At 59.6% G+C, this 25,890-nt stretch carries 29 protein-coding genes; 11 read left to right on the top strand and 18 right to left on the bottom strand.

Going from position 1 to position 25,890, the window contains the following annotated elements; all coding sequences use genetic code 11:
• Window positions 1-7: 7 nt before the first annotated feature.
• The gene (gene prpR / locus KHA73_RS20300) at window positions 8-1,612 is read right to left on the bottom strand and encodes a propionate catabolism operon regulatory protein PrpR (protein ID WP_234591339.1); all 1,605 of its coding nucleotides are present in this window, start codon (window positions 1,610-1,612) and stop codon (window positions 8-10) included.
• Window positions 1,613-1,872: 260 nt separating this feature from the next.
• Here prpR and prpB point away from each other — a divergent pair, with 260 nt between their 5' ends.
• From prpB to KHA73_RS20285, 3 genes are read left to right on the top strand one after another with little or no spacing between them, the layout of a single operon-like run.
• On the top strand, window positions 1,873-2,763 hold the full coding sequence (gene prpB, locus KHA73_RS20295; protein WP_234586297.1) for a methylisocitrate lyase: 891 nt from the start codon (window positions 1,873-1,875) through the stop codon (window positions 2,761-2,763).
• A 33-nt stretch (window positions 2,764-2,796) separates the two neighbouring features.
• Window positions 2,797-3,963 (top strand): bifunctional 2-methylcitrate synthase/citrate synthase, encoded by a 1,167-nt coding sequence (gene prpC, locus KHA73_RS20290; RefSeq protein WP_234586296.1) that lies wholly within the window; start codon window positions 2,797-2,799, stop codon window positions 3,961-3,963.
• 57 nt (window positions 3,964-4,020) lie between these two features.
• A complete protein-coding gene (locus KHA73_RS20285; protein ID WP_234586295.1) occupies window positions 4,021-5,472 on the top strand; it encodes a bifunctional 2-methylcitrate dehydratase/aconitate hydratase in 1,452 nt (483 codons plus the stop codon).
• Between the two features lie 77 nt (window positions 5,473-5,549).
• On the opposite strand, the gene mltC is transcribed toward KHA73_RS20285, so the two are convergent.
• From mltC to mutY, 3 genes are all read right to left on the bottom strand, one after another.
• Window positions 5,550-6,626, bottom strand: a complete 1,077-nt coding sequence (gene mltC, locus KHA73_RS20280) for a membrane-bound lytic murein transglycosylase MltC (RefSeq protein ID WP_234586294.1) — start codon at window positions 6,624-6,626, stop codon at window positions 5,550-5,552.
• A gap of 66 nt (window positions 6,627-6,692) precedes the next feature.
• On the bottom strand, window positions 6,693-6,965 hold the full coding sequence (locus KHA73_RS20275; protein ID WP_234586293.1) for an oxidative damage protection protein: 273 nt from the start codon (window positions 6,963-6,965) through the stop codon (window positions 6,693-6,695).
• Window positions 6,962-8,104 (bottom strand): A/G-specific adenine glycosylase, encoded by a 1,143-nt coding sequence (gene mutY / locus KHA73_RS20270; RefSeq protein ID WP_234586292.1) that lies wholly within the window; start codon window positions 8,102-8,104, stop codon window positions 6,962-6,964. The genes KHA73_RS20275 and mutY overlap by 4 nt, the downstream gene beginning before the upstream one ends.
• Before the next feature lie 131 nt (window positions 8,105-8,235).
• Between mutY and trmB the strand changes: the two genes are divergently transcribed.
• From trmB to KHA73_RS20245, 5 genes are all read left to right on the top strand, one after another.
• A complete protein-coding gene (gene trmB / locus KHA73_RS20265) occupies window positions 8,236-8,955 on the top strand; it encodes a tRNA (guanosine(46)-N7)-methyltransferase TrmB (protein ID WP_234586291.1) in 720 nt (239 codons plus the stop codon).
• Window positions 8,955-9,281 (top strand): YggL family protein, encoded by a 327-nt coding sequence (locus tag KHA73_RS20260; protein WP_234586289.1) that lies wholly within the window; start codon window positions 8,955-8,957, stop codon window positions 9,279-9,281. The genes trmB and KHA73_RS20260 overlap by 1 nt, the downstream gene beginning before the upstream one ends.
• A gap of 219 nt (window positions 9,282-9,500) precedes the next feature.
• Entirely contained in the window at window positions 9,501-10,424 is a 924-nt protein-coding gene (gene glsB / locus KHA73_RS20255; protein WP_234591338.1) for a glutaminase B, read from the top strand.
• Between the two features lie 30 nt (window positions 10,425-10,454).
• On the top strand, window positions 10,455-11,171 hold the full coding sequence (locus KHA73_RS20250) for a YggN family protein (RefSeq protein ID WP_234586288.1): 717 nt from the start codon (window positions 10,455-10,457) through the stop codon (window positions 11,169-11,171).
• A 99-nt stretch (window positions 11,172-11,270) separates the two neighbouring features.
• Window positions 11,271-11,705 carry a DUF29 domain-containing protein gene (locus tag KHA73_RS20245; RefSeq protein ID WP_234586287.1) on the top strand — a complete coding sequence of 145 codons (435 nt, stop codon included), beginning with the start codon at window positions 11,271-11,273 and terminating at the stop codon, window positions 11,703-11,705.
• A gap of 36 nt (window positions 11,706-11,741) precedes the next feature.
• On the opposite strand, the gene hemW is transcribed toward KHA73_RS20245, so the two are convergent.
• Genes hemW through KHA73_RS20215 form a run of 6 tightly spaced genes read right to left on the bottom strand, consistent with a single transcriptional unit; the run spans window position 11,742 to window position 15,904 of the window.
• A complete protein-coding gene (hemW, locus tag KHA73_RS20240) occupies window positions 11,742-12,881 on the bottom strand; it encodes a radical SAM family heme chaperone HemW (protein ID WP_234586286.1) in 1,140 nt (379 codons plus the stop codon).
• Window positions 12,874-13,467: an XTP/dITP diphosphatase gene (locus KHA73_RS20235; protein WP_234586285.1), complete on the bottom strand. Its 594-nt coding sequence runs from the start codon at window positions 13,465-13,467 to the stop codon at window positions 12,874-12,876. The genes hemW and KHA73_RS20235 overlap by 8 nt, the downstream gene beginning before the upstream one ends.
• Before the next feature lie 17 nt (window positions 13,468-13,484).
• On the bottom strand, window positions 13,485-13,775 hold the full coding sequence (gene yggU, locus KHA73_RS20230) for a DUF167 family protein YggU (RefSeq protein ID WP_061798572.1): 291 nt from the start codon (window positions 13,773-13,775) through the stop codon (window positions 13,485-13,487).
• On the bottom strand, window positions 13,772-14,326 hold the full coding sequence (locus tag KHA73_RS20225; protein ID WP_047729850.1) for a YggT family protein: 555 nt from the start codon (window positions 14,324-14,326) through the stop codon (window positions 13,772-13,774). Before KHA73_RS20225 ends, yggU begins: the two co-directional genes overlap by 4 nt.
• 31 nt (window positions 14,327-14,357) lie before the next feature.
• Window positions 14,358-15,179: a pyrroline-5-carboxylate reductase gene (gene proC / locus KHA73_RS20220; protein ID WP_234586284.1), complete on the bottom strand. Its 822-nt coding sequence runs from the start codon at window positions 15,177-15,179 to the stop codon at window positions 14,358-14,360.
• A gap of 17 nt (window positions 15,180-15,196) precedes the next feature.
• Window positions 15,197-15,904, bottom strand: a complete 708-nt coding sequence (locus KHA73_RS20215) for a YggS family pyridoxal phosphate-dependent enzyme (RefSeq protein ID WP_234586283.1) — start codon at window positions 15,902-15,904, stop codon at window positions 15,197-15,199.
• A gap of 20 nt (window positions 15,905-15,924) precedes the next feature.
• On the opposite strand from KHA73_RS20215, the gene KHA73_RS20210 reads away from it, so the two are divergent.
• Window positions 15,925-16,935 (top strand): type IV pilus twitching motility protein PilT, encoded by a 1,011-nt coding sequence (locus KHA73_RS20210; RefSeq protein ID WP_234586282.1) that lies wholly within the window; start codon window positions 15,925-15,927, stop codon window positions 16,933-16,935.
• Here KHA73_RS20210 and ruvX read toward each other — a convergent pair.
• From ruvX to KHA73_RS20180, 6 genes are all read right to left on the bottom strand, one after another.
• A complete protein-coding gene (gene ruvX, locus KHA73_RS20205) occupies window positions 16,932-17,354 on the bottom strand; it encodes a Holliday junction resolvase RuvX (protein ID WP_234586281.1) in 423 nt (140 codons plus the stop codon). The genes KHA73_RS20210 and ruvX overlap by 4 nt on opposite strands.
• Window positions 17,354-17,917: a YqgE/AlgH family protein gene (locus KHA73_RS20200; protein ID WP_234586280.1), complete on the bottom strand. Its 564-nt coding sequence runs from the start codon at window positions 17,915-17,917 to the stop codon at window positions 17,354-17,356. The genes ruvX and KHA73_RS20200 overlap by 1 nt, the downstream gene beginning before the upstream one ends.
• A gap of 156 nt (window positions 17,918-18,073) precedes the next feature.
• Window positions 18,074-19,024: a glutathione synthase gene (gene gshB, locus KHA73_RS20195; RefSeq protein WP_234586278.1), complete on the bottom strand. Its 951-nt coding sequence runs from the start codon at window positions 19,022-19,024 to the stop codon at window positions 18,074-18,076.
• Window positions 19,025-19,034: 10 nt separating this feature from the next.
• The gene (rsmE, locus tag KHA73_RS20190; protein WP_234586277.1) at window positions 19,035-19,766 is read right to left on the bottom strand and encodes a 16S rRNA (uracil(1498)-N(3))-methyltransferase; all 732 of its coding nucleotides are present in this window, start codon (window positions 19,764-19,766) and stop codon (window positions 19,035-19,037) included.
• A gap of 183 nt (window positions 19,767-19,949) precedes the next feature.
• On the bottom strand, window positions 19,950-20,645 hold the full coding sequence (endA, locus tag KHA73_RS20185; protein WP_234586275.1) for a deoxyribonuclease I: 696 nt from the start codon (window positions 20,643-20,645) through the stop codon (window positions 19,950-19,952).
• Between the two features lie 101 nt (window positions 20,646-20,746).
• Entirely contained in the window at window positions 20,747-21,259 is a 513-nt protein-coding gene (locus KHA73_RS20180) for a SprT family zinc-dependent metalloprotease (RefSeq protein WP_234586273.1), read from the bottom strand.
• A gap of 361 nt (window positions 21,260-21,620) precedes the next feature.
• Between KHA73_RS20180 and fumA the strand changes: the two genes are divergently transcribed.
• A complete protein-coding gene (fumA, locus tag KHA73_RS20175) occupies window positions 21,621-23,267 on the top strand; it encodes a class I fumarate hydratase FumA (protein ID WP_234586272.1) in 1,647 nt (548 codons plus the stop codon).
• A 191-nt stretch (window positions 23,268-23,458) separates the two neighbouring features.
• Complete coding sequence (locus tag KHA73_RS20170) at window positions 23,459-24,292, top strand: helix-turn-helix domain-containing protein (RefSeq protein WP_234586270.1); 834 nt, start codon at window positions 23,459-23,461, stop codon at window positions 24,290-24,292.
• On the opposite strand, the gene KHA73_RS20165 is transcribed toward KHA73_RS20170, so the two are convergent.
• On the bottom strand, window positions 24,216-25,268 hold the full coding sequence (locus tag KHA73_RS20165) for an XdhC family protein (RefSeq protein ID WP_234586268.1): 1,053 nt from the start codon (window positions 25,266-25,268) through the stop codon (window positions 24,216-24,218). The two genes, KHA73_RS20170 and KHA73_RS20165, sit on opposite strands and share 77 nt — an antisense overlap.
• A gap of 8 nt (window positions 25,269-25,276) precedes the next feature.
• Complete coding sequence (locus tag KHA73_RS20160) at window positions 25,277-25,861, bottom strand: nucleotidyltransferase family protein (RefSeq protein WP_234586266.1); 585 nt, start codon at window positions 25,859-25,861, stop codon at window positions 25,277-25,279.
• Window positions 25,862-25,890 lie beyond the last annotated feature (29 nt).

Below are 25,890 nucleotides of genomic sequence, written 5' to 3'. Positions count from 1 at the left end.
GCCGCAACTAAGAGCGGCCCGTTTCCCGCAGGCGCCGCCACAGCGTGGTGCGGCTGATGCCGAGGTACCGCGCGGTCGCGGCGCGATCGCCATTAAATTGCGCCAGGGCAGCCTGAACGTCTGATACCACGGGCGCAGGCGGCTCGGGCGCCAGCCCGGCGCAAACCAGCTCCGGCAGCCAGCCGCAGAGCTTCTGTTCACTTAATGCCTCTGAGGGTTCGGCGCTTAAAAACAGCGCCAGCCGCTGCATCATATTGCGCAATTCGCGAATATTCCCGGGCCAGCTGTAGCCCTGCAACCGTTGCCGGCAGGAAAAAATGCCCTGCATCCAGGCGGCGGTAAATGGCACGTTCAGCTCCGCCAGCGCCTGTTTCAGATACCACTGGGCCAGCTCCATCACATCCTGCTCTCGCTCACGCAGCGCGGGCAGGCTCAGGCGCAACGTATTGAGCCGATAAAACAGATCGGGGCGAAACTCGCTGCGGTTCACGGCGCTTTCCAGGCTGCAGTGGGTGGCGCTGATAATGCGCACCTTCACCGGAATAGGGCGCTGTCCGCCAACCCGGGTGATTTCTTTTTCTTCCAGCACGCGCAGCAAGCGGCTCTGCAGGGGCAGCGGCATTTCACCGATCTCATCGAGAAACAGCGTCCCCCCGTCGGCGGTTTCAAACAGGCCGGCGCGCCCTCCGCGACGGGAGCCGGTAAACGCCCCCTCTTCATAACCGAATAGCTCCGCTTCCAGCAGCGATTCGGCGATGGCGCCGCAGTTGATAGCGACGAACGGAGCCGCCGCATGGCGGGAAAAGAATTCCTGGTGAATGGCCTGTGCGGCCAACTCTTTACCGGTGCCGGTTTCCCCCTGGATGAGCACTGCGGCGGATGAGCGGCCATAAAGCGCAATCGTGCGGCGAAGCTTCTCCATCATCGGCGAATCGCCACGCAGATGGTTTATCCCATAACGCGCGCGCAGGGTTTCGCGGCCGGAGGGGGGCTTGCGCGCTTGGGCGGCGCCTTGCAGGGAACGCGTCCTGCCCAGCGCTTCGTGAAAGGCCTGGCGCACCGTGGAGGTCGAATAGATGAGCACGCCGGCAAGCGCCGCTTCCTGAGCCAGATCGGTAATCAGCCCGGCGCCGACCACCGCCTGAACGCCTTTCGCTTTTAATTCATTGAGCTGTTCACGCGCTTCCTCTTTGGTGACGTAGCAGCGCTGTTCCAGCTGCAAATCAAATGCGTGCTGAAATTCCAGCAGCTCCGGCAGCGTTTTTTTATAGGTAATGATGCCGATTGACGAAGCCATGCGACGCGCCTTGGCCAAGGCTTGAACGATGTCAAAGCCGCCCGGTTTGATCAGCACCACCGGCACCGAAAGGCGGCTTTTCAAATAAGCGCCGTTGGAGCCGGCGGCAATGATGACGTCGCAGCGCTCGCTGAGCAATTTTTGGCGGATATGCTGCACGGCTTTTTCAAAGCCCAGCTGAATGGGGGTGATGCTCGCCAGGCTGTCGAATTCCAGGCTGATGTCCCGCAGCAGGTCAAACAGGCGCGTGACGGAGACGATCCAGATGGCGGGCTTGTCGCCGGCGCCGTCCGGCAGAGCGGAAGAGTAAGCCATAGGATCAGTACGCATGTGGAAACATACCTATGGTTGTAGGCGCGTTTCACGCATGTTTCAAGCCAAGGGCGTGAAACGTTTCATGAAACGTTAACCGGCGCGCATTTTTTGAGAAGGCGGCCCGGTTCAGCGATGAAATTTTATTATCCAATTGATTAATATTGATTTTTATTCGGCATCGATTTTAGGCCAGGGTTGGCACGCCCCTTGCCTTATTGCCGATACCTGAAAATAACAGCTGTCTGCAAGAGGATAAGCCTATGTCATCCCCCTCTCCGGGCCAGGCCTTTCGTGCCGCATTAAGTAAAGAAAGCCCGTTGCAAATTGTCGGCACCATCAATGCAAACCATGCGCTGCTGGCGCAACGCGCCGGTTTTCAAGCCATCTATCTTTCCGGCGGCGGCGTGGCGGCCGGTTCCCTGGGGTTGCCCGATTTAGGCATCTCCACGCTTGATGATGTGCTGACCGACGTGCGGCGGATCACCGACGTTTGCCCGCTGCCGCTGCTGGTGGACGCGGACATTGGATTCGGCGCTTCGGCCTTTAACGTGGCGCGCACCGTGAAGGCTATCGGCAAAGCCGGCGCGGCGGCGCTGCATATCGAAGATCAGGTCGGCGCCAAGCGCTGCGGGCACCGGCCAAATAAGGCCATTGTGTCTACGGCGGAGATGGTCGATCGCATCAAGGCGGCGGTGGATGCCCGCACCGATGCCAATTTTGCCATCATGGCGCGCACCGATGCGCTGGCCGTGGAAGGGATTGAGGCGGCGCTCGATCGCGCCCGTGCCTACATCGAGGCCGGGGCGGATATGCTGTTCCCCGAGGCGGTGACCGAGCTGGATATTTATCGTCGATTCGCCGGCGCGGTGGAGGTGCCCATTTTGGCCAATATCACCGAGTTCGGCGCGACGCCGCTGTTTACGACTGAAGAATTGAAAAGCGCGCAGGTGGCGATGGCGCTCTATCCTTTATCTGCCTTCCGCGCCATGAATCGTGCGGCGGAAAATGTTTATCAGGTTCTGCGCCGGGAAGGCACGCAAAAAAACGTCATCGACCAAATGCAAACTCGCCACGAGCTTTACGAGAGCATTGGTTACTACCAGTTCGAAGAGAAATTGGATGCCTTATTTGCCCGCGAACGCGGCGAATAAGGTCTTCTTCGCCAATATCACAGAGAGGCTGACATGACAGATACGACGCCCCAACAGACACCGTCAGGCAATAAGCCGAAAAAATCCGTTGCCCTATCTGGCGTGGTCGCGGGCAATACCGCGCTCTGTACCGTGGGCAGAAACGGCAACGATTTGCACTACCGCGGCTATGACATTCTCGAGCTGGCGCAGTATTGTGAATTTGAAGAGGTGGCCTATTTGCTGATCCACGGCAAACTGCCCACCCGCCAGGAGCTGGACGCTTACAAGGTCAAACTCAAAGCGCTGCGCGACGTGCCGATGAACGTCAAAACGGTGTTGGAAGCGCTGCCCGCCGCCTCGCACCCCATGGACGTCATGCGTACCGGCGTATCCGCACTGGGCTGCGTTTTGCCGGAGAAAGACGCCCATGGCGCCCCGGGCGCCCGCGATATTGCCGACAAACTTCTGGCCTCGCTCGGCTCGATGCTGCTGTACTGGTATCACTATAGCCACAACGGCAAACGCATTGAGACGGAAACGGATGACGACTCCATCGGCGGCCATTTCCTCCATTTGCTGCATGGCGGCAAGCCCACGGAAAGCTGGGAAAAGGCGATGCACGCCTCGCTGGTGCTCTACGCCGAACATGAGTTCAACGCTTCGACCTTTACCGGCCGGGTTATCGCCGGCACCGGTTCGGACATTTATTCGGCGATTGCCGGCGCCATCGGCGCGCTGCGCGGCCCTAAACACGGCGGCGCCAATGAAGTCTCTCTGGAAATCCAGCAGCGTTATGAAACGCCGGAAGAGGCGGAGACCGACATCCGCAAACGCATCGAAAACAAAGAGGTGATCATCGGTTTTGGCCACCCGGTGTATACCATCGCCGATCCCCGCCATCAGGTCATCAAACGCATTGCACATCAGCTGGCGCAAGAAGCCGGGCAGCCGAAGCTGTTCAATATCGCCGACCGATTGGAAAGCGTGCTGTGGGAAACCAAAAAAATGTTCCCTAACCTCGATTGGTTCTCGGCGGTTTCTTACAACATGATGGGCGTGCCCGCTGAAATGTTCACGCCGCTGTTTGTCATCGCCCGCGTTACCGGTTGGTCGGCGCATATTATTGAGCAGCGCCTCGACAACAAGATTATCCGGCCGGCGGCGGCCTATATCGGCCCGCAGGAGCGCGCTTTTATGCCCGTCGATCGGCGTCAATGAACCGGTGGCCGCATGGCGCCGCATTTGCCAATAATCATAAAACAGGAAGATAGCCCTATGTCCGCCTCCGTGCTCAATATCCGTCCGGACTTCGACCGTGAAATGGTCGATATTGTTGATTATGTTATGCATTTCGAGATTTCATCCACGCTGGCGTATGAAACCGCGCACTATTGCTTTCTCGATACGCTGGGGTGCGGCCTGGAAGCGCTGCAATATCCGGCCTGCCGGAAGCTGCTCGGGCCAATAGTGCCGGGCACCCAGGTGCCCCACGGCGCACGCGTGCCGGGAACGCAGTTTCAGCTCGATCCGGTGCAGGCGGCCTTCAATATTGGCACCATGATCCGCTGGCTCGATTTTAACGATACCTGGCTGGCGGCCGAGTGGGGGCACCCTTCGGATAACCTGGGCGGGATCCTAGCGGTGGCGGACTGGCTGTCGCGCAATGCGGTGGCCGGTGGGAAAGAGCCTCTGACGATCGGGCAGGTGCTTGGCGGCATGATCAAGGCTCATGAAATTCAGGGCTGCATTGCGCTGGAAAACTCCTTTAACCGCGTTGGCCTGGATCACGTTTTGCTGGTGAAGGTTGCCTCCACGGCGGTGGTGGCAGAGATGCTGGGGCTGTCCCGCGACGAAATCCTCAACGCCGTCTCGCTGGCCTGGGTGGATGGCCAGGCGCTGCGCACCTATCGCCATTCCCCCAATACCGGCACGCGCAAGTCCTGGGCCGCCGGCGACGCCACCGCGCGCGCGGTGCGGCTGGCGCTGATGGCGCAAACGGGTGAGATGGGCTATCCCTCGGCGCTCAGCGCCAAGACCTGGGGATTTTACGACGTGCTGTTCAACGGCGAACCGCTGCGTTTTCAGCGCCCCTATGGCTCTTACGTGATGGAAAACGTGCTGTTCAAGATAGCCTTCCCGGCGGAGTTCCATGCCCAGACGGCGGTGGAGGCCGCAATGACGCTGCATCAACGGATGTTGGCGGCAGGCAAAAGCGCAGCGGATATCAGCAAAGTGAGCATTCGCACTCATGAAGCCTGCATCCGCATTATCGATAAGCAGGGGCCGCTGGATAACCCGGCGGATCGCGATCACTGCATTCAGTATATGGTGGCCATCGCGCTGCTGTTCGGGCGCCTGACCGCCGCCGATTACGAAGACAATGTGGCACAGGACCAACGTATCGACAGCCTGCGCGCCAGGATCGGTTGCGTGGAAGATCCCGCTTTCACCGCCGCGTACCACGATCCCGAGAAGCGTTCTATCGCTAACGCCATTACGTTGGAATTTAGCGACGGCAGCCGCTTCGATGAAGTCGAGGTGCAATACCCGATTGGGCACGCCCGCCGCCGCCAGGACGGTATCCCGCTGCTGATTGAAAAATTCACCACTAACCTGGGGCGCCAGTTCCCGCTGCGGCAGCAGCAGCGGATTTTGGCCATCTCTTTGGATCGGCAGCAGTTAGAGCAGATGCCGGTGCATGAGTATCTCGATCTGTACGTGATTTAAATACCGCATCCGTAGTGATAAGCCGAAAAAAGGGCCGGTTTTTATGCCGGCCCTGATTATTTCCCGCCTGGAGCGCATTACCTTCTGCGGTAGCTCTTCTGCGCGTTGTTCACCTTCACCAGATAACGGCGCGATTCGGCGGCCGGGTGCTTGGTGGTCAGCGTTTGGTAGACATCGCCCGGCTGCATGCCGTTGATGATGGTTACCGCGCGCGTCCGATCGCTGGAGAACACCCGCAGCACGCTGCCGGCGCCGCCGTTGTAGGCGGTGATCACCGCATAGCGCCGCGAGGTTGGGTTCTGAATGCCGCCCAGGTAGTTGTTCTGCAGAATAGCCAGATAGGCGGTGCCGGTGTCGATGTTGTTTTCCGGATCGAACAGGTAGCTGCGGCTCGGTTTGCCCCATTTGCCGCGCATCTGGAACACGTCCTTGCCGGCGGTGTGCTGCACCACCTGCATCAGGCCCAAGGCGTCGGAACCGCTTACCGCATACGGGTTGAAGCTGGATTCGGTCTGCATGATAGCCAGGATCAACGACTCTTCTATGCCGTATTTCTCCGAGGCTTTGCGCACCATCGGCAGGTATTTATGCGCACGCTTGTCCAGGTGGTTCGGCACCAGCTGGATGGTGACCGAGTAGATCACATGCAGGCCGGAGGTGCGCTTCTGCAGCCTGGTTTGCAGCAGATAATCGGCGAAGTGCGCCGCACGCCATTCCCAGCGGATTGGCGCACCCTTGTTATCCAGCACCTGGCCATAGAGGAACGGCTCTTTACTGATCTGGATGTCGTTGACGTCGGAGTAGAGGTCGATAGAGCCCGGATCGTCACCCATCAGCAAGGTGCTGATGATCGCCTGGCGCAGGTGCGCGGCCGGATCGGTGGTGGCTATGGTCTCGATGGTAATGGCGCCGGAATCAAAGTTGATGTGGCTGCGGGTCTGATATTGGTCGGTATATTTGACGTAATCTTTCGGCCCGGCGATCAGAACTTCGTTCAGACCCCAGATATTCTCGATGTTGTGGGCGAATTGGCCCATCAGAATGTCGAAGCCGTTGGTGTCTTTGACCCAGGCTTCGTTGACTTCATCACTTTTTTTGCCGGAACAGGAAATCAGCAAAGGCGCAATCACGAGCAAAGCTAAAATTTTCTTCATCTTAAAGCCGTATACGAGAAGAATTATAAGAGTATTGAAGAGGGCCAGCGCCTGGCCCCAACCACGTTATTCGCTGGGCGGCGTATAGCCTTCGATGTGCACGTCGTGCCCTTCGAACAGGAATTTGATCATCTCTTGTTCCAGCAGTTTGCGGTCATCAACGTTCATCATGTTCAACTTTTTCTCGTTGATCAGCATGGTCTGCTTTTTCATCCACTCACTCCAGGCCTCTTTGGAGATTTCGTTGTAGATGCGTTTGCCGACGTCGCCCGGATAAAGCTGGAAATCCTGCCCTTCGGCGTCGCGCTGCAGGAAGGTACAAAAAATGGTGCGGCTCATGCTAATTCCTCATCAATGGCGTTATCGCCATATAAATTTTGTTGGCGTGGAGACTGCTTCGCCAACTGTTGCAACAGGCGATCAACCGGCGCTGCCAGCCCGACCGACGGCGGCTGCGCTAAGTTATACCAGAGACCGGCGCCCTCATCCATGGCGCCGCCCGCCGCGCTGATTTCCAGCCACATCGGCACGATGTCGAGATGGAAATGGCTGAATGTATGGCGAAATGCGGTCAGCTGTTCCAGGTGCTGGCCTTTCAGACCGCGTTGTTGCAGCCAGAGTTCCAAACCCTCGCGTTCGCTGAACTGCGGGAAGCAGAACAGGCCGCCCCATAGGCCTACCGCCGGCCGCTGTTCCAGCCACGCGCGATCGCCATGCTGCAGCAGCAAGAAGTAGGCGGTTTTTTCCGGCAGGGTTTGCTTCGGCTTCTTGCCGGGGTATTTGGCCCAGCTGTGGTTGGCGTAGGCGATGCAGCCGACGTTGAGCGGGCAGAGCTCGCACTTGGGTTTGGAGCGGGTGCATACCATGGCGCCCAGATCCATCATCGCCTGGTTGAACGGGCCGACGCCCTGCGCCGGGGTGACGTCTTCGCTGATCTTCCACAGCCGGTTCTCGACGTCTTTTTTGCCCGGCCAGCCTTCCACCGCGTAGCAGCGGGCCAGCACGCGCTTCACGTTGCCGTCGAGGATCGGGTAATGCTGGCCGAGCGCCAGCGACAGCACCGCGCCGGCGGTGGAGCGGCCGATGCCGGGCAGGGCGGCGATTTCTTCAAAGGTTGTCGGGAACTCGCCGCCGTGCTGTGCGACAATGGTCTGCGCCGCCTTGTGCAGGTTGCGGGCGCGGGCGTAATAGCCCAGGCCGGTCCACAGATGCAGCACTTCGTCCAGCGGGGCCTCCGCCAGCGCGCGCACGTTGGGAAAACGTGCCATAAATCGCTGAAAATAAGGAATTACGGTGGCAACCTGGGTTTGTTGCAACATCACCTCGGAGAGCCATACTTGATAAGCGGTTTTATCAAGCTGCCACGGCAGGGTTTTGCGGCCGTAACGCTGGTACCAGTCAAGCACCACCTGTGCGAACTGTTGTGCTTGCATAAGCAGATTCGATATCCGGCAGAAAATGAAGCGAGATTGCAGCATAGAGTCATGATGCTGTAAACCGGAACTTTCCTACGCCGCACGGCAGGTATTAAGATGAACACTTGCTAAAGCAATGTATCTTTGCATAATGCGCGTTTCCCTAATTGGCAGCCAAACAGACAGAAAGCACTATGATTAATGACGTCATCTCCCCGGAATTTGATGAGAACGGCCGCGCGATGCGCCGTATCCGCAGTTTTGTTCGCCGCCAGGGGCGGCTGACCAAAGGCCAGCAGCACGCGCTGGACAACTATTGGCCGGTGATGGGCGTGGAGTATCAGGCTGAACCTGTCGACATCGCCGCACTGTTCGGGCGCGAAGCGCCAACGGTGCTGGAGATCGGTTTTGGCATGGGCGCCTCGCTGGTGACCATGGCGGGCAATAACCCGCAGCAGAATTTTTTGGGGATAGAAGTGCATTCGCCGGGCGTTGGCGCCTGCCTGGCCGACGCCAACGAAGCCAAGCTGAGTAACCTGCGCGTGATGTGTCACGACGCGGTCGAGGTGCTGGAGAATATGATCCCGGACGGCTCGCTGGATATGGTGCAGCTGTTCTTCCCCGATCCCTGGCACAAAGCGCGCCACAACAAACGCCGCATCGTTCAGACGCCGTTCGTTGAGCTGGTGCTGCGCAAGCTGAAGGCGGGGGGCGTGTTCCATATGGCCACCGACTGGCAACCTTATGCAGAACACATGTTAGAGGTTATGAACGGGGTCGCAGGTTACCGTAATCTTTCCAGCGATAATGATTATGTGCCGCGCCCGGATTCACGCCCATTGACAAAATTTGAATTACGCGGCCAGCGCCTGGGACATGGCGTTTGGGACTTGATGTTTGAGAGGAAAGAATAATGGCTAAGAACCGCAGTCGTCGTCTACGCAAGAAGTTACACATTGAAGAGTTTCAGGAACTGGGTTTCTCCGTCGCCTGGCGCTTTGCCGAAGGCACCGCGGTTGAGGATATCGACAGCACGCTGGACGCGTTTATCGACGAAGTGATCGAACCGAACGGCCTGGCGTTTGACGGCAGCGGCTACCTGCAGTGGGAAGGATTGATCTGCCTGCAGAAGATCGGCCACTGCACAGACGCGCACCGCGAGCTGGTGAAAAACTGGCTGGAAGCGCGCAAACTGACCGAAGTGAAGGTCAGCGACCTGTTCGATATCTGGTGGGACTGATTTTCCTGCCTGATAGGCGCGGGCAGGTATCGCGCCGAATCTATTGATTCAAGGTGCCTTTACGGCACCTTTGTTTTATGCCCGATAGATTTCAAGTGGCGGCCAGGCGGCAAGTATGCGAGTCCCCGGAAGCTTGCTCAGGTAAGCGACCGGGATGCGCAAGCGCAGCCAACGACGCTGCGGCTTGAAAGATGAAGGGAAAGCCGGAGTGTGACCGCGGTGGTAACAACATTGGATAACGCGTTGCTGGATGACATCCTGCAACAGGTGCGCCCGCTGATTGGCCAGGGCAAGGTAGCGGACTATATACCGGCGCTGGCGGAAGTGGCGGCCGATCGGCTGGCGATCGCCGTTTGCACCGTGGACGGCGAGATGTTCCAGGCCGGCGATGCCGCGGAGCGCTTCTCCATCCAGTCTATTTCCAAGGTGCTGAGCCTGACGCTGGCGCTGACGCGCTATCAGGAGCACGAAATTTGGCGGCGCGTCGGCAAAGAGCCTTCCGGCCTGCCGTTCAACTCACTGCTGCAGCTGGAAATGGAGCAGGGCAAGCCGCGTAACCCGTTTATCAACCCCGGTGCGCTGGTGGTATGCGACATGCTGCAAACCCGGCTCAGTGCCCCCAAACAGCGGATGCTGGAAGTGGTGCGCCAGCTGACCGGCGAAGAGGATTTGGCTTACGACGCGCGGGTGGCGCGCTCCGAGTTCGAACACTCCGACCGCAATGCGGCCATCGCCTATCTGATGAAGTCGTTCGGCAACTTCGAAAACGACGTGCTCACGGTGCTGAAAACCTATTTCCACTACTGCGCGCTGCGCATGAGCTGCGTGGAACTGGCGCGCGGCTTCGTTTATCTGGCCAATCACGGCCGTGACCTCGGCGGCCGGGAAGTGATCAGCCCGCTGCAGGCCCGCCAGATCAACGCGCTGATGATGACCAGCGGCATGTACGACGGCGCGGGGGAGTTCGCCTATCGGGTGGGGATGCCGGGCAAGTCCGGGGTGGGCGGCGGCATCGTCGCCATCGTGCCGGATGAGCTATCGATCGCCGTCTGGTCGCCGGAGCTGGATGCCTCCGGCAACTCGCTGGCGGGAACTGCGGCGCTGGAACTGTTGTCTCAACGTATCAGCCGTTCGATTTTTTAATCCCAACATGGATGGGAGCCAGGAGAAGATATGTTAAAGAAAACCGGGTTAGCCTTACTGCTGTTGACTGCTTCGCAGGCCCACGCCGAGTACCAGTGCAGCGTTAAACCCCAGGACGACGTGATTATCAGCCCGCAGAGCGTTCAGGTGACGGGCGCCAGCGGCAACCTGCAAATTTCGCCGGACGGCGACGTGACCCGCAACGGCCAGGCGTTGAGCCTGACCGACGGCCAGCGCCAGAAAGCCTTCGGCTACCAAAGCGCGCTGCGCAAAGAGCTGCCGTGGATCGACAACGGCGCCCAGCAACACCTGGAGAAAGCCCGGGTGGCGCTGGACAAGGTGATCGTCAAGGAGCTGGGCAGCGACAGCAACGTGCGCAATCGCCTGACGACCCTGAACGGCCAGCTCAAGCAGCAGATGAACCGCATTATCGAACACCGCAGCGACGGCCTGACCTTCCACCACAAGGCTATCGATCAGGTTGAGCAGGACGGCCGCAACATCGTGCAGCAGAGCATGGGCGGCGTGCTGCAGGACAGCCTGAACGAGATGGGCGTCAAGCAGGCGGTTAACAGCGGCGGCAATCCGCTGCAGGCGATTATGGGCAACCTCGGCGGCCTGCAGAAGGCGATCCAGAACGAATGGAATAACCAGGAGCAGGATTTCCAGAACTTCGGCCGCGACGTGTGCAACCGCGTCACCGGGCTGGAAACCCAGCGTAAAGATCTGCTTAACGCGTTGAAGTAACGTGAAGCCTTGCCGGCAGCGTGTTTTTTGACCTGCTGACGGCAATCTGACAAACTGGTTAAACTACGTACAGATTCATGGGTGTTTACGGAGAACGCTATGAGCCATACTCGCTACGAAACTGATGTTGTCGCCTGGGCAAATGAACAGGCAGCTCTTTTGCGCTCCGGAAAATTGTCTGAGATCGATGTTGAAAAGATCGCCGAGGAGATTGAGGACGTGGGAAAGAGCGAGCAAAGGGAACTTGCTAGCCGTATGACAGTGCTGATAGCACATCTGTTGAAATGGAAATATCAGCCGGCTCGGCGTGGCACAAGCTGGGAAAGAACGATAAAGGCGCAACGTAAAGAGGTGCTTTACAGCTTAAAAGAATCACCCAGCTTAAAAGGTAAACTCGGTGATGCGGATTGGCTCGATGTGGTTTGGTCAAAAGCGGTTGCGCTTGCTACATCGGAGACTGGACTGGATGTTTACCCGGAAAATGGTATTTGGGATACCCAGCAGGTACTTTCTCAGGCGTTTTACCCGGATTAAACCAATAAAAAAGCGCTGATTATTCAGCGCTTTTTTTTATTCGTCCGCCAGGAACAGCTCCAGCAGCGAGTTAAGGAACAGTTTGCCTTTCTCGGTTATTTGCCAGTGTTCCGGCGTCTCTGCCAGATAACCTTTTTCCAGCGCTTCGTCCAATTGGGCGCGGATGTCGCTTTCCGCCAGCCCGGTGTAGTTGACGAAGTCGGCGCGCGGTGCGGCCTCCAGCAGGCGGAAGCGGTTCATGAAGAACTCGAACGGCCGATCTGCGTTAGTCACCTCATGCTGCTTGTCCAGATACTTGCCTTGCATAAAGCCGCGCGGATGCTTGGTTTTCGCCGTGCGCAGGATGCGGCCGTCGCTGAAGGTCAGCTTGCCGTGCGCGCCGCAGCCAATCCCCAGGTAGTCGCCGAAGCGCCAGTAGTTGAGGTTGTGTTGGCACTGATAACCCGGCTTGGCGTAGGCCGACGTCTCATACTGCTGGTAGCCGGCGGCGCTCAACAGCTGGTGGCCGCGTTCGAAGATGTCCCACAGGGCGTCGTCGTCCGGCAGCACCGGCGGGCGCGAACTGAACAGGGTGTTCGGCTCGATGGTCAGCTGGTACCATGACAAATGCGGTGGGTTGAGGGCGATTGCCTGGCGCAGATCGTCCAGCGCCTCTTCCAAAGACTGGTCCGGCAGCCCGTGCATCAGATCGAGGTTAAAGCTGCGCAGGCCCAGGCCGGTGGCCAGCAGCGCCGCACGTTTGGCCTCTTCCGGGCCGTGAATGCGCCCCAGGCGGGTTAACTTCTCGGCGCTGAAGCTTTGCACCCCGATTGAAATGCGGTTCACACCGGCCCGCTGGTAGCCGCTGAAGCGATCGGCCTCCACGGTGCCGGGGTTGGCTTCCATGGTGATTTCGGCGTCGTCGGCGACGCGGATGCGCGCACGCACGCCGTCCAGCAACGCCTGCATCGCTTCGGCGCTCAGCAGGCTGGGGGTACCGCCGCCGATAAAGATCGTGCTGATTTCCCGGCCGCCGGCCAGCGGCAGATCGGCATCCAGATCGGCCAACAGGTGATCGACGTACTCCTGATGCGGCACCTCGCCCTTCAACGCATGCGAGTTGAAGTCGCAGTACGGGCATTTTTGCACGCACCACGGGATATGGATGTACAAACTCAGCGGAGGCAGCTTAAGCATTGCGCATGGCTTCCAGCATCAGCTTCAGCGCCTTGCCGCGGTGCGACACCGCGCTTTTCTCGTCGCGGCTCAGCTCGGCGGCGCTGCGGCCCAGTTCCGGCACGTAGAAGATAGGATCATAACCGAAGCCGCCTTCGCCGGCGGATCGGAAGGCTATTTCGCCGGCCCAGCTGCCGTGGAATACCAGCGGCGTCGGGTCTTCCGCGTGGCGCATATACACCAGCACGCAGTGGAACTGCGCGCCGCGGCTGCCCTGCGGCACGTCTTTCAGCGCCACCAGCAGTTTATCGAGGTTCTGCTGGTCCGACGCGTCGACGCCGGCGTAGCGCGCGGAGTAAATGCCCGGTGCGCCGCCCAGCGCGTCCACCGCCAGGCCGGAGTCGTCGGCGATCGCCGGCAGGCCGGTGATGTGCGCCGCGTGGCGGGCCTTGAGGATAGCGTTTTCGATAAAGGTCAGGCCGGTTTCTTCGGCGGAATCCACGCCCAGTTCGGTTTGTGCGACCACGTCCAGGCCGAAATCGGCCAGCAGGTCGGCGAGCTCGCGCACTTTACCCGGGTTACCGGTGGCAAGAACGACTTTTTGCATAGTGACTACCTTGAATTTTATTCTATAAGCGCCGCGACCACGGCGGGGATCTGTTGCGGATTAACGATGCGTAACTGTTTATGCCGCCCCAGTTCGCCTTTCTCGATGGTGACATTGCTTTTCGCCACCCTGAACTGCTTGGCGATAAACTTGATCAGATGAGCGTTGGCCTGGCCGTCGACCGGCGGGGCGGTAATGGCGACTTTAAGTTCGTCGCCATGCAAACCGACAATCTGGTCGCGGCTGGCTTTCGGCTGAATATATAGCCTGATCGCCAGCCCGTCCAGCACGGGGGTGACGGCACTCACAGCAGGAACCAGATCTCGCCGAACAGATCCATGCCCAGGTAGTTGATCAGATAGAGGATCAGGATCACCACCATGGCGGAAAAATCGATGCCGCCCATCGCCGGCAGAATGCGGCGGATCGGCGCCATCAAGGGTTCGGTCAGCTGATACATCACGTAATCGATCGGGCTGCGGCCCTGGCTGATCCAGCTCATCAGTGCGCGGATAATCATCACCCAGAAGATCAGGTAACCGGCGGACTTGACCAGCGAGATCAGGCCGAACAGCAGATTATACGGGCTAAGTGACATCGCGCCGCCTTGGATCAGCAGCAGCAGCGGGTACTTGATGGTCATCAGCAGGAACGCCAGCAGCAGCGAGGCGCTGTCGATCGGCCCCAACGACGGAATGATGCGACGCAGCGGGCCGACCACCGGCTGGGTGATCTTCACCACGAACTGTGAGAACGGGTTGTAAAAGTCGGTACGGGTCCACTGCATCCAAATGCGTAGCAACAGCACCATCACGTACAGATCAATAACGGTCTTGACCAAAAAAGTCAGCGTTAGCATGAAGTCGTCCTTCTCCTTAACTCTCGGTTATTTAAAATGATTTTTCCATTTCCTGCGCGCGGGAAACCGCCGCCTGCATGGCGTTGGCTACGGTCTGCGGCAGCTGCTGCTCGTTAAATACCCGCAGCGCTTCGGCGGTGGTGCCGCCTTTGGAGGTCACCTGCTCGCGCAGGGTGGACAATGGCGTGTCCGGGTTGGCTTCGACCAGCGCGGCGGCGCCGGAGGCGGCCTGCTGCACCAGACTGCGCGCCGTTTGGCTGTCGAAGCCCATACGTTCGGCTTCTTTTTGCATCGCTTCCATAAACAAGAAGAAATAGGCCGGCGCGCTGCCCGCCGCCGCGATTACGCCGTTGATGCCGCCTTCGTCATTCACCCAGCAGACTTTGCCGACCGAGCTCATCAGATCGCCGGTATAGTCGCGATCCTGCTGGCTGACCTGCGGCGGCGCATACAGGCCGCTCATGCCTTTGCCGACCAGCGACGGGGTATTGGGCATGATGCGCACCAGGTTCAGCCTGTCGCCCAGCAGCTGATAAAAACGGCTCACCTGAATACCGGCGGCGATCGACAACACCAGCTTGCCGCTGAAATCGACCTGCTCGCGCAGCGGCTGGCAGACGTCCGCCATCATCTGCGGTTTTACCGCCAGCACCACTACCTCGGCTTCGCGCGCGCAGGCGACGTTGTCGCCGCTGCTGACGATGCCGTAGTCCGCCGCCAGCGCGTCCCGGTTTTTAGGCGAAGGCGCGCAAACGCTGATGGAGCCGGCCGGATAACCGCCCGCCACCAGGCCGGCGATGATAGCGCGCGCCATGTTGCCGGCGCCAATAAAGGTAATCTTGCGATGTTGCATCAAATCCCTCGTCTGTATCAGGCCTGTGAGTAATCACGGGCGCCAAAAATTGCGGTGCCGATGCGCACCAGGGTGCTGCCTGCGGCGATAGCCGCCGCCATATCGTCGGTCATGCCCATCGACAGCGTATCGATGTGCGGGTAACGCCGTTGCAGCGCCAGGAAGGCGTCGTTCATGCGGCCGAACACCGCCAACTGCCGCTGATAGTCTTCTTCCGGCGCGGGAATGGCCATCAGCCCGCGCAGCCGCAGGTGCGGCAACGCGGCGACCGCCTCGGCCAGCGCCGGCAGCTCATCCAGCGCAATGCCGGATTTGCTCTGTTCGTCACTGATATTTATCTGGATCAGCACGTTAAGCGGCGCCATCTCTGCCGGGCGCCGATCGCTCAGCCGTTGGGCGATGCGCAGCCGATCTACCGTGTGGCACCAGGCGAAATGCTCGGCCACCAGGCGGCTCTTATTGGATTGCAGCGGGCCGATAAAGTGCCATTCCAGTGCGGCACCCTGCGGCAACGCGGCGAAATGCTGAATTTTGTCTACCCCTTCCTGCACGTAGTTTTCACCAAACGCGCGTTGCCCGGCGGCAATGGCTTCTGCGATCGCCGCCACAGGTTTGGTCTTGCTGACGGCAAGCAGGGCAACTTTTTCTGGCGCACGCCCGCAGTCTTGAGCGGCCGACGCGATGCGCTTTCTGACATCCTGCAGGTTCTGTTGGATAGTGCTCATTATTGACCCAGGAGATTGATATGGATATCGATGAATTCGTGGCCCTTAGTGTAAAGCATAATGCTTCCGATCTGCACCTTTGTGCCGGTCATCAGCCGATGTTGCGCATTGACGGTGAACTGCGGCCGGCGGAAGGGGCGGAAAACCTGACCCCGGAGCGCATGCTGGCGCTGTGTGATGCGTTGTTGACGCCAGCTCAGCGCCGGGAGCTGCAGCGGCAGGGGCAGACAGATTTAGCGCTGCAGCGGCCGGGCGGCGTTCGGCTGCGCGTAAACGCTTTTCTGCAAAACAGGGGCATATCTCTGGCGCTGCGGCGGATTGCCGGCGATTGCCCGACGCTGGCGGCATTGGCAACGCCGGCTATTGTTCCGGCGCTGCTGCGGCGCGAAGACGGCTTGCTCCTGGTGACCGGCGCTACCGGCAGCGGCAAATCCACCACCCTGGCGGCGATGATCGACGAGATCAACCGGCACCAGCGGCGGCATATTCTCACGCTGGAAGATCCGATCGAGTTTATTCATCACAGCCGGCGCTCGCTGATCCAGCAGCGTGAAATCGGCCGCGACAGCCACAGCTTTGATGGCGCGCTGCGCGCCGCCCTGCGGGAGGATCCGGACGTGATCCTGCTGGGTGAGCTGCGCGATACTGCGACCATCCGCCTGGCGCTTACCGCGGCGGAAACCGGCCATCTGGTGCTGGCGACGCTGCACACCCGCAGTGCGCCGCAGGCGATCGAGCGGCTGGTGGACGTGTTTCCGGCGGAAGATAAACCCTATGTGCGCGCCCAGCTGGCCGGCAGCCTGCAGGCGGTGATAGCCCAAAGGCTGATGGGGCGCCCGGGGGGCGGCCGATTGGCGATTTTTGAAGTGCTGACGGCCACGGCGGCGGTCAGCAGCATGATCCGCGAAGGCAAAACGCACCAGCTCGCCAGCGTGCTGCAAACCGGTGGGCAGTCGGGCATGCAAACCTTTGAACAGGGGTTGCAGCAGCGGATCGACGCCGGTTTGCTGGGGAGAGAAGGGGGGGATTAACCGAGCTGTTTTTCGAACCAGCTTTCCAGGATCACCACCGCTGAAGCGGAGTCTACGCTGCCTTTGTCCAGTGCGCGGAAGCCGCCGCGGTCGAACAGGTTGGCGCGGGCCTCTACGGTGCTCAGGCGTTCGTCATGCAAGGCAATCTGCACGCCAAAGCGGCCATGCAGGCGGTTGGCGAATTTGCGCGCCTGCCCGGTAACCGGCTGCTCGGTGCCGTCCATATTCAGCGGCAGGCCGACCACCACCAGGTCCGGCTGCCACTCTTTCAGCAGCTTCTCGATTTTCTGCCAGTCTGGTGAACCGTCCTGCGCCTTGAAAGCTGCCAGCGCGCGGGCGCTGCCGGTCAATTCCTGGCCGATAGCGGCGCCGATGCTTTTGGTGCCGAAGTCGAAGGCGATAATGGTGCGGTTGCTCATCAGGCGTGTCCTGCGTGGTTGGCGATGCTGCAGATATCGATGCCCAGGCGGTTAGCCGCCTCGCGCCAGCGGCTGGCGATAGGCGTATGAAACAGAATGTCGGTGTCGGCCTCGATGGTCAGCCAGGCATTTTCCAGCACCTCTTGCTCCAGCTGGCCTTTTTCCCAACCGGCGTAACCCAGCGCCACCAGCACGTCGTCCGGCTGCTCCGGGGTGCCCAGCGTTTCCAGCACGTCTTTCGAGGTGGTGATCATGGTGTGCGGCGAAATCTGAATGCTGGAACCGAACCCCTTGCGCGGGGTATGCAGGATAAAACCGCGGTCGTCTGCCAGCGGCCCGCCGGCAAATACCGGTTTATCCAGGCTAATGGCCGGATCGCGCGCCGGCGGCATGATCTTCAGTTTGCTCAGCACCGTCGCCACCGTGAACTGCTCCACCGGTTTATTGATCACCAGCCCCATGGCGCCTTCTTCATTGTGCTCGCAGACGTAAATCACCGAGCGCTTAAAGCGAGGGTCCTGAAGTGATGGCATGGCAATCAGAAAATGGTGCTGTAAATTCATGGCGTTATTTAAGGTAGTCAATGGGTGAAAAGTTAAACAGCCGCCAGTATGCGGCCATACCCGTAACCTTTCAAGCTGCGGTTGGCTTGACGCGAGTCAACAACCGCCGCGCAAAAGGCCGGGTTTGCGGGCGGTAGCGCCCGCCCGCAGTGCGGATTACTTCGCGGCCAGACGCTTTTCGATCGCGTCCATCAGCATGCCGGTGATGGATACCGGGAAGGCCGCTTCGATCTCGCGCGCACAGGTTGGGCTGGTGACGTTGATCTCGGTCAGGCGATCGCCGATCACGTCCAGGCCGACGAAGATCAGCCCTTTCTCTTTCAGCGTCGGGGCCACCGCGCGGGCGATTTTCCAATCGCTTTCACTCAGCGGGCGCGCTTCGCCGCGGCCGCCGGCCGCCAGGTTACCGCGGGTTTCGCCCTGAGCGGGGATGCGCGCCAGGCAGTAAGGCACAGGTTCGCCATCGACCACCAGGATGCGTTTGTCGCCTTCCTTGATCGCCGGCAGGAAGTTTTGCGCCATGCAGAAGCGGCTGCCGTGTTCGGTCAGGGTTTCGATGATAACCGACAGGTTGGGATCGTCTTGCTTCACGCGGAAGATCGACGCACCGCCCATGCCGTCCAGCGGCTTGAGAATGATATCGCCGTGCTGCTGATGAAACTTACGGATATGTGCGGCGCTGCGGCTGACCAGGGTATCCGGCGTCAGTTCAGGGAACCAGGCGGTGAACAGCTTCTCGTTGCAGTCGCGCAGGCTCTGCGGCTTGTTGACCACCAGCGTGCCCTTGACCTCTGCGCGTTCCAAAATATAGGTCGCGTAGATGTATTCGGTATCGAACGGCGGATCCTTGCGCATCAGGATCACGTCCAGATCCTGCAGCGCCAGATCTTGCTCGGCGCCGAAGCTGAACCAGCTTTCCTTGTCTTCTTTGACGCTCAGCAGGCGGGTGCGGGCGCGGCCGTCACCGGCGTGCAGATAGAGATCGTTCATCTCCATATAGTGCAATTCCCAGCCACGGCGCTGCGCTTCGAGCAGCATGGCGAAGCTGGTGTCTTTCTTGATGTTGATGGAAGAGATAGGGTCCATCACGATGCCGAGCTTAATCATCTTTTCTCCTTTAACCCAGATCGCCGAAACGTACCTGCAGAGCGGTAATTGCGGTGAGCGCTGTGGTTTCTGTACGCAGAACGCGTGGCCCCAGCAGGATATCAGTAAATCCGTAGCCTGTGGTCATCGCAATTTCGTCGGCGGATAAACCGCCTTCAGGGCCGATCAGCAGGCGCACGCTTTCCACCGGCAGTGGCAGGGTGTTGATGCTGTGGCTGGCGCGCGGGTGCAAATTGAGCTTCAGGCTGCCGTCCTGTTCGGCGCACCAGGCCTCCAGCTGCATCGCCTCGCGGATTTCCGGGATGCGGTTGCGGCCGCACTGTTCGCAAGCGGCGATGGCAATTTTCTGCCACTGTTGAATTTTTTTCGCCAGGCGCTCGCCGTCCAGTTTTACGCCGCAGCGTTCGGAAAACAGCGGCGTGATGACGTTGACGCCCAGTTCGATGGATTTCTGGATGGTGAACTCCATCTTTTCACCGCGTGAAATCACCTGGCCCAGGTGCAGGTTAAGCGGAGATTCCTGGTTCTCCACCCGGCCGGCGCCGAGGCGCACCTGAACGTTTTTCTTGTCCACCCGGACTATCTCGGCGTCAAACGCCTGATTGCTGCCGTCGAACAGCTCCAACGCCTGGCCGGCGCTCATGCGCAGCACGCGCCCAACGTGGTTGGCGGCGTCTTCGCTCAGGGCGATTTCCGCATGGTCGGTCAGCGGTTGCGGGTGGTAAATGCGGGGTATGCGCATGTGAATATTCGATCCTGACTAAAGGGGTAGGCAGCTTGATAGAGAGAGGCTATACCCTATGAATTTCGAGTTGCAGCAAGGCGCCCAGCTCGCTCACCCCAGGAGCTTACTTAAGTAAGCTCCTGGGGTGAGCGAGTGCAGGTAACAACGCTGCGGCTTGAAAGGCGACGGGTATATAGTAGGTTAGCCTTTTCGTTGCTGGCAAGCCCGTTGAATATAGGGGTTATGGCTGCCCTGAACCTTGGCGATACGTGCTTCGCGCTGACATTCCCACTGGCTGGCCGGATACTGGCGGTTCCACACCTCGAACAGCTGGGTCTGCTGGCGCGAAAGGCGCAGCTGATAGCGGTCGCGCATGTAGAAATAGGTGCGGGCAATGGCGCCGCGTGCGCGGGCCGGCGGTTCCGCTTGCTTGTTCTTGAAATCTACCTTCATCGGGCATTGGCCATACTGGCCTTCGCCGCCTCGCCACTGGCCGTACATAAAGTTGTTGCGGTCGCCGTTCACTTCGCCGATCGCCGGCTGCAGGTTATGCAGATCGGTCTCTATACGGCGGTAGTCGGCGTCTTTATTGCAGTTCTTGCGGCCGCCCTGTTGCCAGCATTGCAACTGGTGGCCGAACTGCCAGGCCGGCACCACGTGCTCCCATTCGATGCGTTGCGCGCGCTGGGCGTTTTTACGCGGCTGGTAGCCGCAGCCGGCGAGGTCCGGGACGCCCTTTTTACCCTGCCAGTCGATGCGGCAACCGCAGTAAAAGCTGCCGGGGGCGTCCCGGTTGATTTTGGCCGCCGCGGCCTTGGCCTGAGAGAAGTTATTGATGCCGTGCGCCTGTACGGCGCCTGCGGCGAAAACCGCCATAAACAAAATTTTGCGAAGCATATTCCAAAACGGCTCGAAATTGGAAAAGCAGGCAGGGTAACGGAAGTTATCGGCAGTGGCAAACGGCGATATTGGCTTGTTTTAACAGATAAATCGTTAAGTTAAAGGCTTTCGTTAGCGAGAAATTTTAGCTTTTCGCCACACTGACGGCAGCGGTACTCGCTCTCGCCGCGCAATATGCGGTTATGGCGGCGTACGGTGAGCTGGTGCTGCTGGCAGCCGCAGCGATAGGGGAAGGTTTTGCTCTGCACCGAGGCGATTTCAAACTGGTGGGTACGGCTGGCGGGCACCTGCAGCACGCTTTCCATCACCCAGCGCCATTCGCGGCCATGGGGCGGCACCCGGCCAAACTGGCGGAACACCAGCAGGTGCGCCAGCTCATGCGGCACCACTTCGTCGATAAACGGCTGCTGGTTTTCCATCAGCAACACTGGGTTCAGGTGAATTTCCCAGGCCTGCAGCCAGGCGGTGCCCGCGCTGGTGCCGCGTTGCTGATAAAGGATTTTCGGCTCGGGGAATTCGACGGAGAAATGCCGGCGGGCCAGCTGCAGCTTGTCCCGCAGGCAACGCATCACCGCCTGTTGCAGCGCAATGGGGATTCTTGGTTTGTTCATTGCGGCTAGCTTAAGCAATGACGCAGCGGCTGGCAATAAGCCGCCGACGCAAATGATGCGGGGTACGTGCGGACAGGTTTTTTCGCGCATTGATAAGCCGATCGTCGTCGATGGATTGTAATCAATGTGTTAACTGCGGGATAATAAAGCGTGCATGATGAGCCTGTACCCGCAGTTCTCACCGGACAAGTTTGAAACGTCGCCCCGTTTTCCCTTACGAAAAGAGCGGTTATTTTGCGATTTGGCGCAATAACTGACTGATTAAAAAACCGTAAGGTGGGGCAGTTGTTTGACAGAGCGCGCCTGAGCAGTGCGCCGCAAGTGTGAATTTAACGCAGCTGATGTTGCAAGTGAGAGATCAATGTCGAATAAACCGTTCCATTATCAAGATCCGTTCCCACTGAAGAAAGACGATACCGAATACTACCTGCTGAGCCGCGATCACGTTTCCGTGAGCGAGTTTGAAGGCCAGGAAATCCTGAAGGTCGCCCCGCAGGCGCTGACCCTGCTCGCCCAGCACGCTTTCCATGACGCCTCATTTATGCTGCGCCCGGCGCACCAACAGCAGGTGGCCGATATTCTTAAGGATCCGGACGCCAGCGAAAACGACAAGTACGTTGCGCTGCAATTTCTGCGTAACTCAGAAATCGCTGCCAAGGGTATTTTACCGACCTGCCAGGACACCGGCACGGCGATCATCGTCGGCAAGAAGGGCCAGCGGGTCTGGACCGGCGGCGGTGATGAAGCGGCGCTGTCGCGCGGGGTGTACAACACCTATATCGAAGACAACCTGCGCTATTCGCAAAACGCCGCGCTGGACATGTACAAAGAGGTGAATACCGGCAGCAACCTGCCGGCGCAGATCGACCTCTACAGCGTGGATGGCGAAGAATATAAATTCCTGTGCATCGCCAAGGGTGGCGGCTCGGCCAACAAGACCTACCTGTATCAGGAAACCAAGGCGTTGCTTTCGCCGGGCAAGCTGAAGGACTATCTGGTCGACAAAATGCGCACCCTGGGCACCGCGGCCTGTCCGCCGTATCACGTGGCCTTTGTCATTGGCGGCACCTCGGCCGAATCGACGCTGAAAACCGTCAAGCTGGCCTCCACCAAGTATTACGACGGCCTGCCGACCGAAGGCAACGAGCACGGTCAGGCGTTCCGCGATGTGGCGCTGGAAGCCGAGCTGCTGAAAGAAGCGCAGAACCTGGGGCTGGGCGCGCAGTTCGGCGGCAAATACTTCGCGCATGACATTCGCGTCGTGCGCCTGCCGCGTCACGGCGCCTCTTGCCCGGTGGGCATGGGGGTCTCCTGTTCGGCCGACCGCAATATCAAAGGCAAGATCAACCGCGAAGGCATCTGGCTGGAGAAACTGGAACACAACCCGGGCAAATTCATTCCCCAGGAGCTGCGCCAGGCCGGGGAGGGCGAGGCGATCAAGATCGACCTCAACCGTCCGATGAGCGATATCCTCAAGCAACTGTCGCAGTATCCGGTATCCACCCGTCTGTCGCTGAGCGGCATCATTATCGTCGGCCGCGATATCGCGCACGCCAAGCTGAAAGAGCGTCTGGATCGCGGCGAAGGGCTGCCGCAGTACGTCAAGGATCACCCGATCTACTACGCCGGCCCGGCCAAGACCCCGGAAGGCTATGCTTCCGGCTCGCTGGGCCCGACTACCGCGGGGCGCATGGACTCCTATGTCGATCTGCTGCAGTCGCACGGCGGCAGCATGATCATGCTGGCGAAGGGCAACCGCAGCCAACAGGTGACCGACGCCTGCAACAAGCACGGCGGGTTCTACCTCGGCAGCATCGGCGGCCCGGCGGCGGTGCTGGCGCAGCAGAGCATCAAGAGCCTGGAATGCGTGGAATACCCTGAACTGGGGATGGAAGCGATCTGGAAAATCGAAGTGGAAGACTTCCCGGCGTTCATCCTGGTGGACGACAAAGGCAATGACTTCTTCCAGAAGATCCAGGCCGGCCAGTGCTCCAGCTGCCTGAAATAATCGTCTGAAAACGTTGCCGCCCATCGGCGGGTGGCAACGTTAAGCCCTGTGTAAAGTCCTGTAGCCTGCTGGACGCCAAGTTTTAACCTGTATACCCTACGTGGAAAGCAGTAAAACGCGCGAAAAGGCATATTGGGAAAATAAGGCTCGGCAAGCACATGGGAACGCAGGAAAGTCATATAAGGGAACTGTTGGTCTGGATTGAAGATAACCTGACCAAGCCGCTGTCATTGGATATCGTCTCGGCCAAATCCGGCTACACGAAATGGTATCTGCAGCGTATGTTCAAGAAGCAAACGGGCTTGTCGCTGGCTTCCTATATTCGCGCTCGCCGTTTGTGCCTCGCCGCCTTCGCTCTGCGCTTTACCCAAAAAAGCATTCTCGATATCTCCATTCAATATCAGTTCGATAACCAGCAAACCTTTTCCCGCTGCTTCAAAAAACACTTCGCCGAATCTCCCAGCGTGTATCGCCATGCGCGTAAACAGGACTTCAGCCATCTGGTACGTTCGCTGTCGGCCAACCAGCCCGGCGACATCCAGGTCGATCGCGTCAGCATCGCCCCCGGGCAGTATGTGTTGAAGGGAAAGTGCTATTCCTACCATCTGGATGTGGCGAATTTGGGAAAGTCCCATATGCCTATCCGCAGCGCGTTCAGAGAAGAATTCTATGCGCATATTGGCGGCCGCCCGGAGTTAACCTACGCGCTTACCCACCTGATGCCGGACGGGGAACGGGTACGGATCGATTATTCGCTCGGCGTGGCGGCGGATTGGCCTTCAGATAACGGGATAAATCTCGAGCCGCTGCCGGACATTGACGGCGAGTTCTGCCGCTTCTGCTATTCCGGCAAGCCGGTGGCGCTGAACGATCACCTCTTGCATATCTACACTCAGACACTGCCGGAGCTCGGCCTGGCCCGCAGGGAAGGGCCGGACCTGACGATGTTCAGCTATCGGCTGAATGAGCGGGAGGAGCTGCATATTGAGCTTCAGCACCTGGTGCCGGTGACGCCTCTGGGGTGACAGGTTCGGGGTGGGGGAGGCGGTTTTTCTGCAGCACGATGGCCGCCATTACCGCCAAAGCGATCTCGGCCGGCGTTTTACTGCCCAGCGGCAGGCCTATTGGCGCGTGAATGCGTTCCAGATCTTGCGGGGTGAATTCGGCAATTTGCTGCAGCCGCTGGCGCCGCCGCGTACTGTTTCTTAACGATCCCATGGCGCCGATGTAAAACGCCGGCGTATGGATAGCCTCCATCAGCGTCAGGTCATCCATGCGCGGATCGTGGGTCAGCGCCACTACGGCGGTGTTGGCGTGGCAACCGCCGTTTTCGATAAACTTGGCCGGGAACTGCCGCAGCAGCGTCACGTCGGGTTTGAGTTGGCCGGCGAAATTATCCAGCGCCTCCGGGCGGTTTTCACATACCAGCACTTCAAACCCCAATGCGGTGGCGAAATCGGCGCAATACAGCGCCACGCTGGACAGCCCGGCGATCAGCAGGCGCGGAGCGGCGGCGATATGCAGGGTGATCTGCTGGTGGTCGCGTTCAACCTGAGTGGCGCTGGCGAAGCCGCTCGGTTCCAGGCTGCTGCAGGCCTGCGGCAGCGTCAGGCGTTTGACCAAGGCGTGATGCCCGTCCAGAGCGGCGGCGATGCGGCTCAGGTAAGCAATGCTGGCGTCTCCGGCCGGCAGGTACTCAATCAGCACGTCCAGCACGCCGCCGCAGGGCAGCGCCCCGTTCGGCTCCATGCCGCCTTCCCCGTAGCGGATCACCTGGCTGGCGGCCTGGTATTCCCCAGCCGCCACCCGGCGCAGAAAATCCTCCTCAACGCATCCCCCCGACAGCGAACCGCTATAGCGGCCGTCGCGGGTGGCGGCCATCAGCGCGCCGGGCGAGCGCGGCGAGGAGCCGTAGGTGTTGAGCACGGTGCACAGCCATACCGGCTGCTGCTGCAGCCAGCTTATCGCCTGGCTGACCACGGTAACGTCGAGATGTTGCATGGCTGAATTTACTCGCTGGCCGGTAGTTGAGACGGAAGATCAATATCCTGCACGACGGTTGCCCGATCAAGCGGCAGCAAATGCACTGCCCCCCGCTGCAACAGTTCGCGTGCGCCATTATCGCCGAGCAGCCGGCAAAGTTCGTTGCGCAATAGAGCTGAAAAGCCGACCGGGTGGCCCGGCTGTTGATCGAAACCGGGGCGGACTATCGGGTGACTTTTCAGCGCCTCGGCGACCTGCAGGAACACATCCGGCGTAACGAACGGCATATCGGCCAGGTGAATCAACCAGCCTTGCCACTGCGGCGTGGCGGCAACCCCGGCGGCGATGGAGTCGCCCAGCCCGGCGCTGGCCAGCAGCGTCACCGGGGTTTGGTTGGCGGCGCAGATTTTCTGTACCTGCAGGTTGTCGGGCCGGGTGACGACATGCACCGGCAGGCCGGATGCCAGCGCCTGGCGCAGCGTATGCTCAAACAGCGGGCGTTGCCGGCCCGCCGCATCGGCAAATTTGGCGTTTAATTTGTTGCCCTGGCCGCCGGCCCGTATGAAGCGCTCACTGCGCCCGGCGGCGGCGATAAGAATGCCTGTAGTCATCTCTCAGATCCGCGTTTGCGCAAACTCTT

This window comes from Serratia entomophila (assembly GCF_021462285.1).
Classification (GTDB): Bacteria; Pseudomonadota; Gammaproteobacteria; order Enterobacterales; family Enterobacteriaceae; genus Serratia; species Serratia entomophila.
The sequence above is the reverse complement of the archived record's forward strand: the minus strand, read 5'-3'. Positions and strand labels throughout refer to the sequence as shown.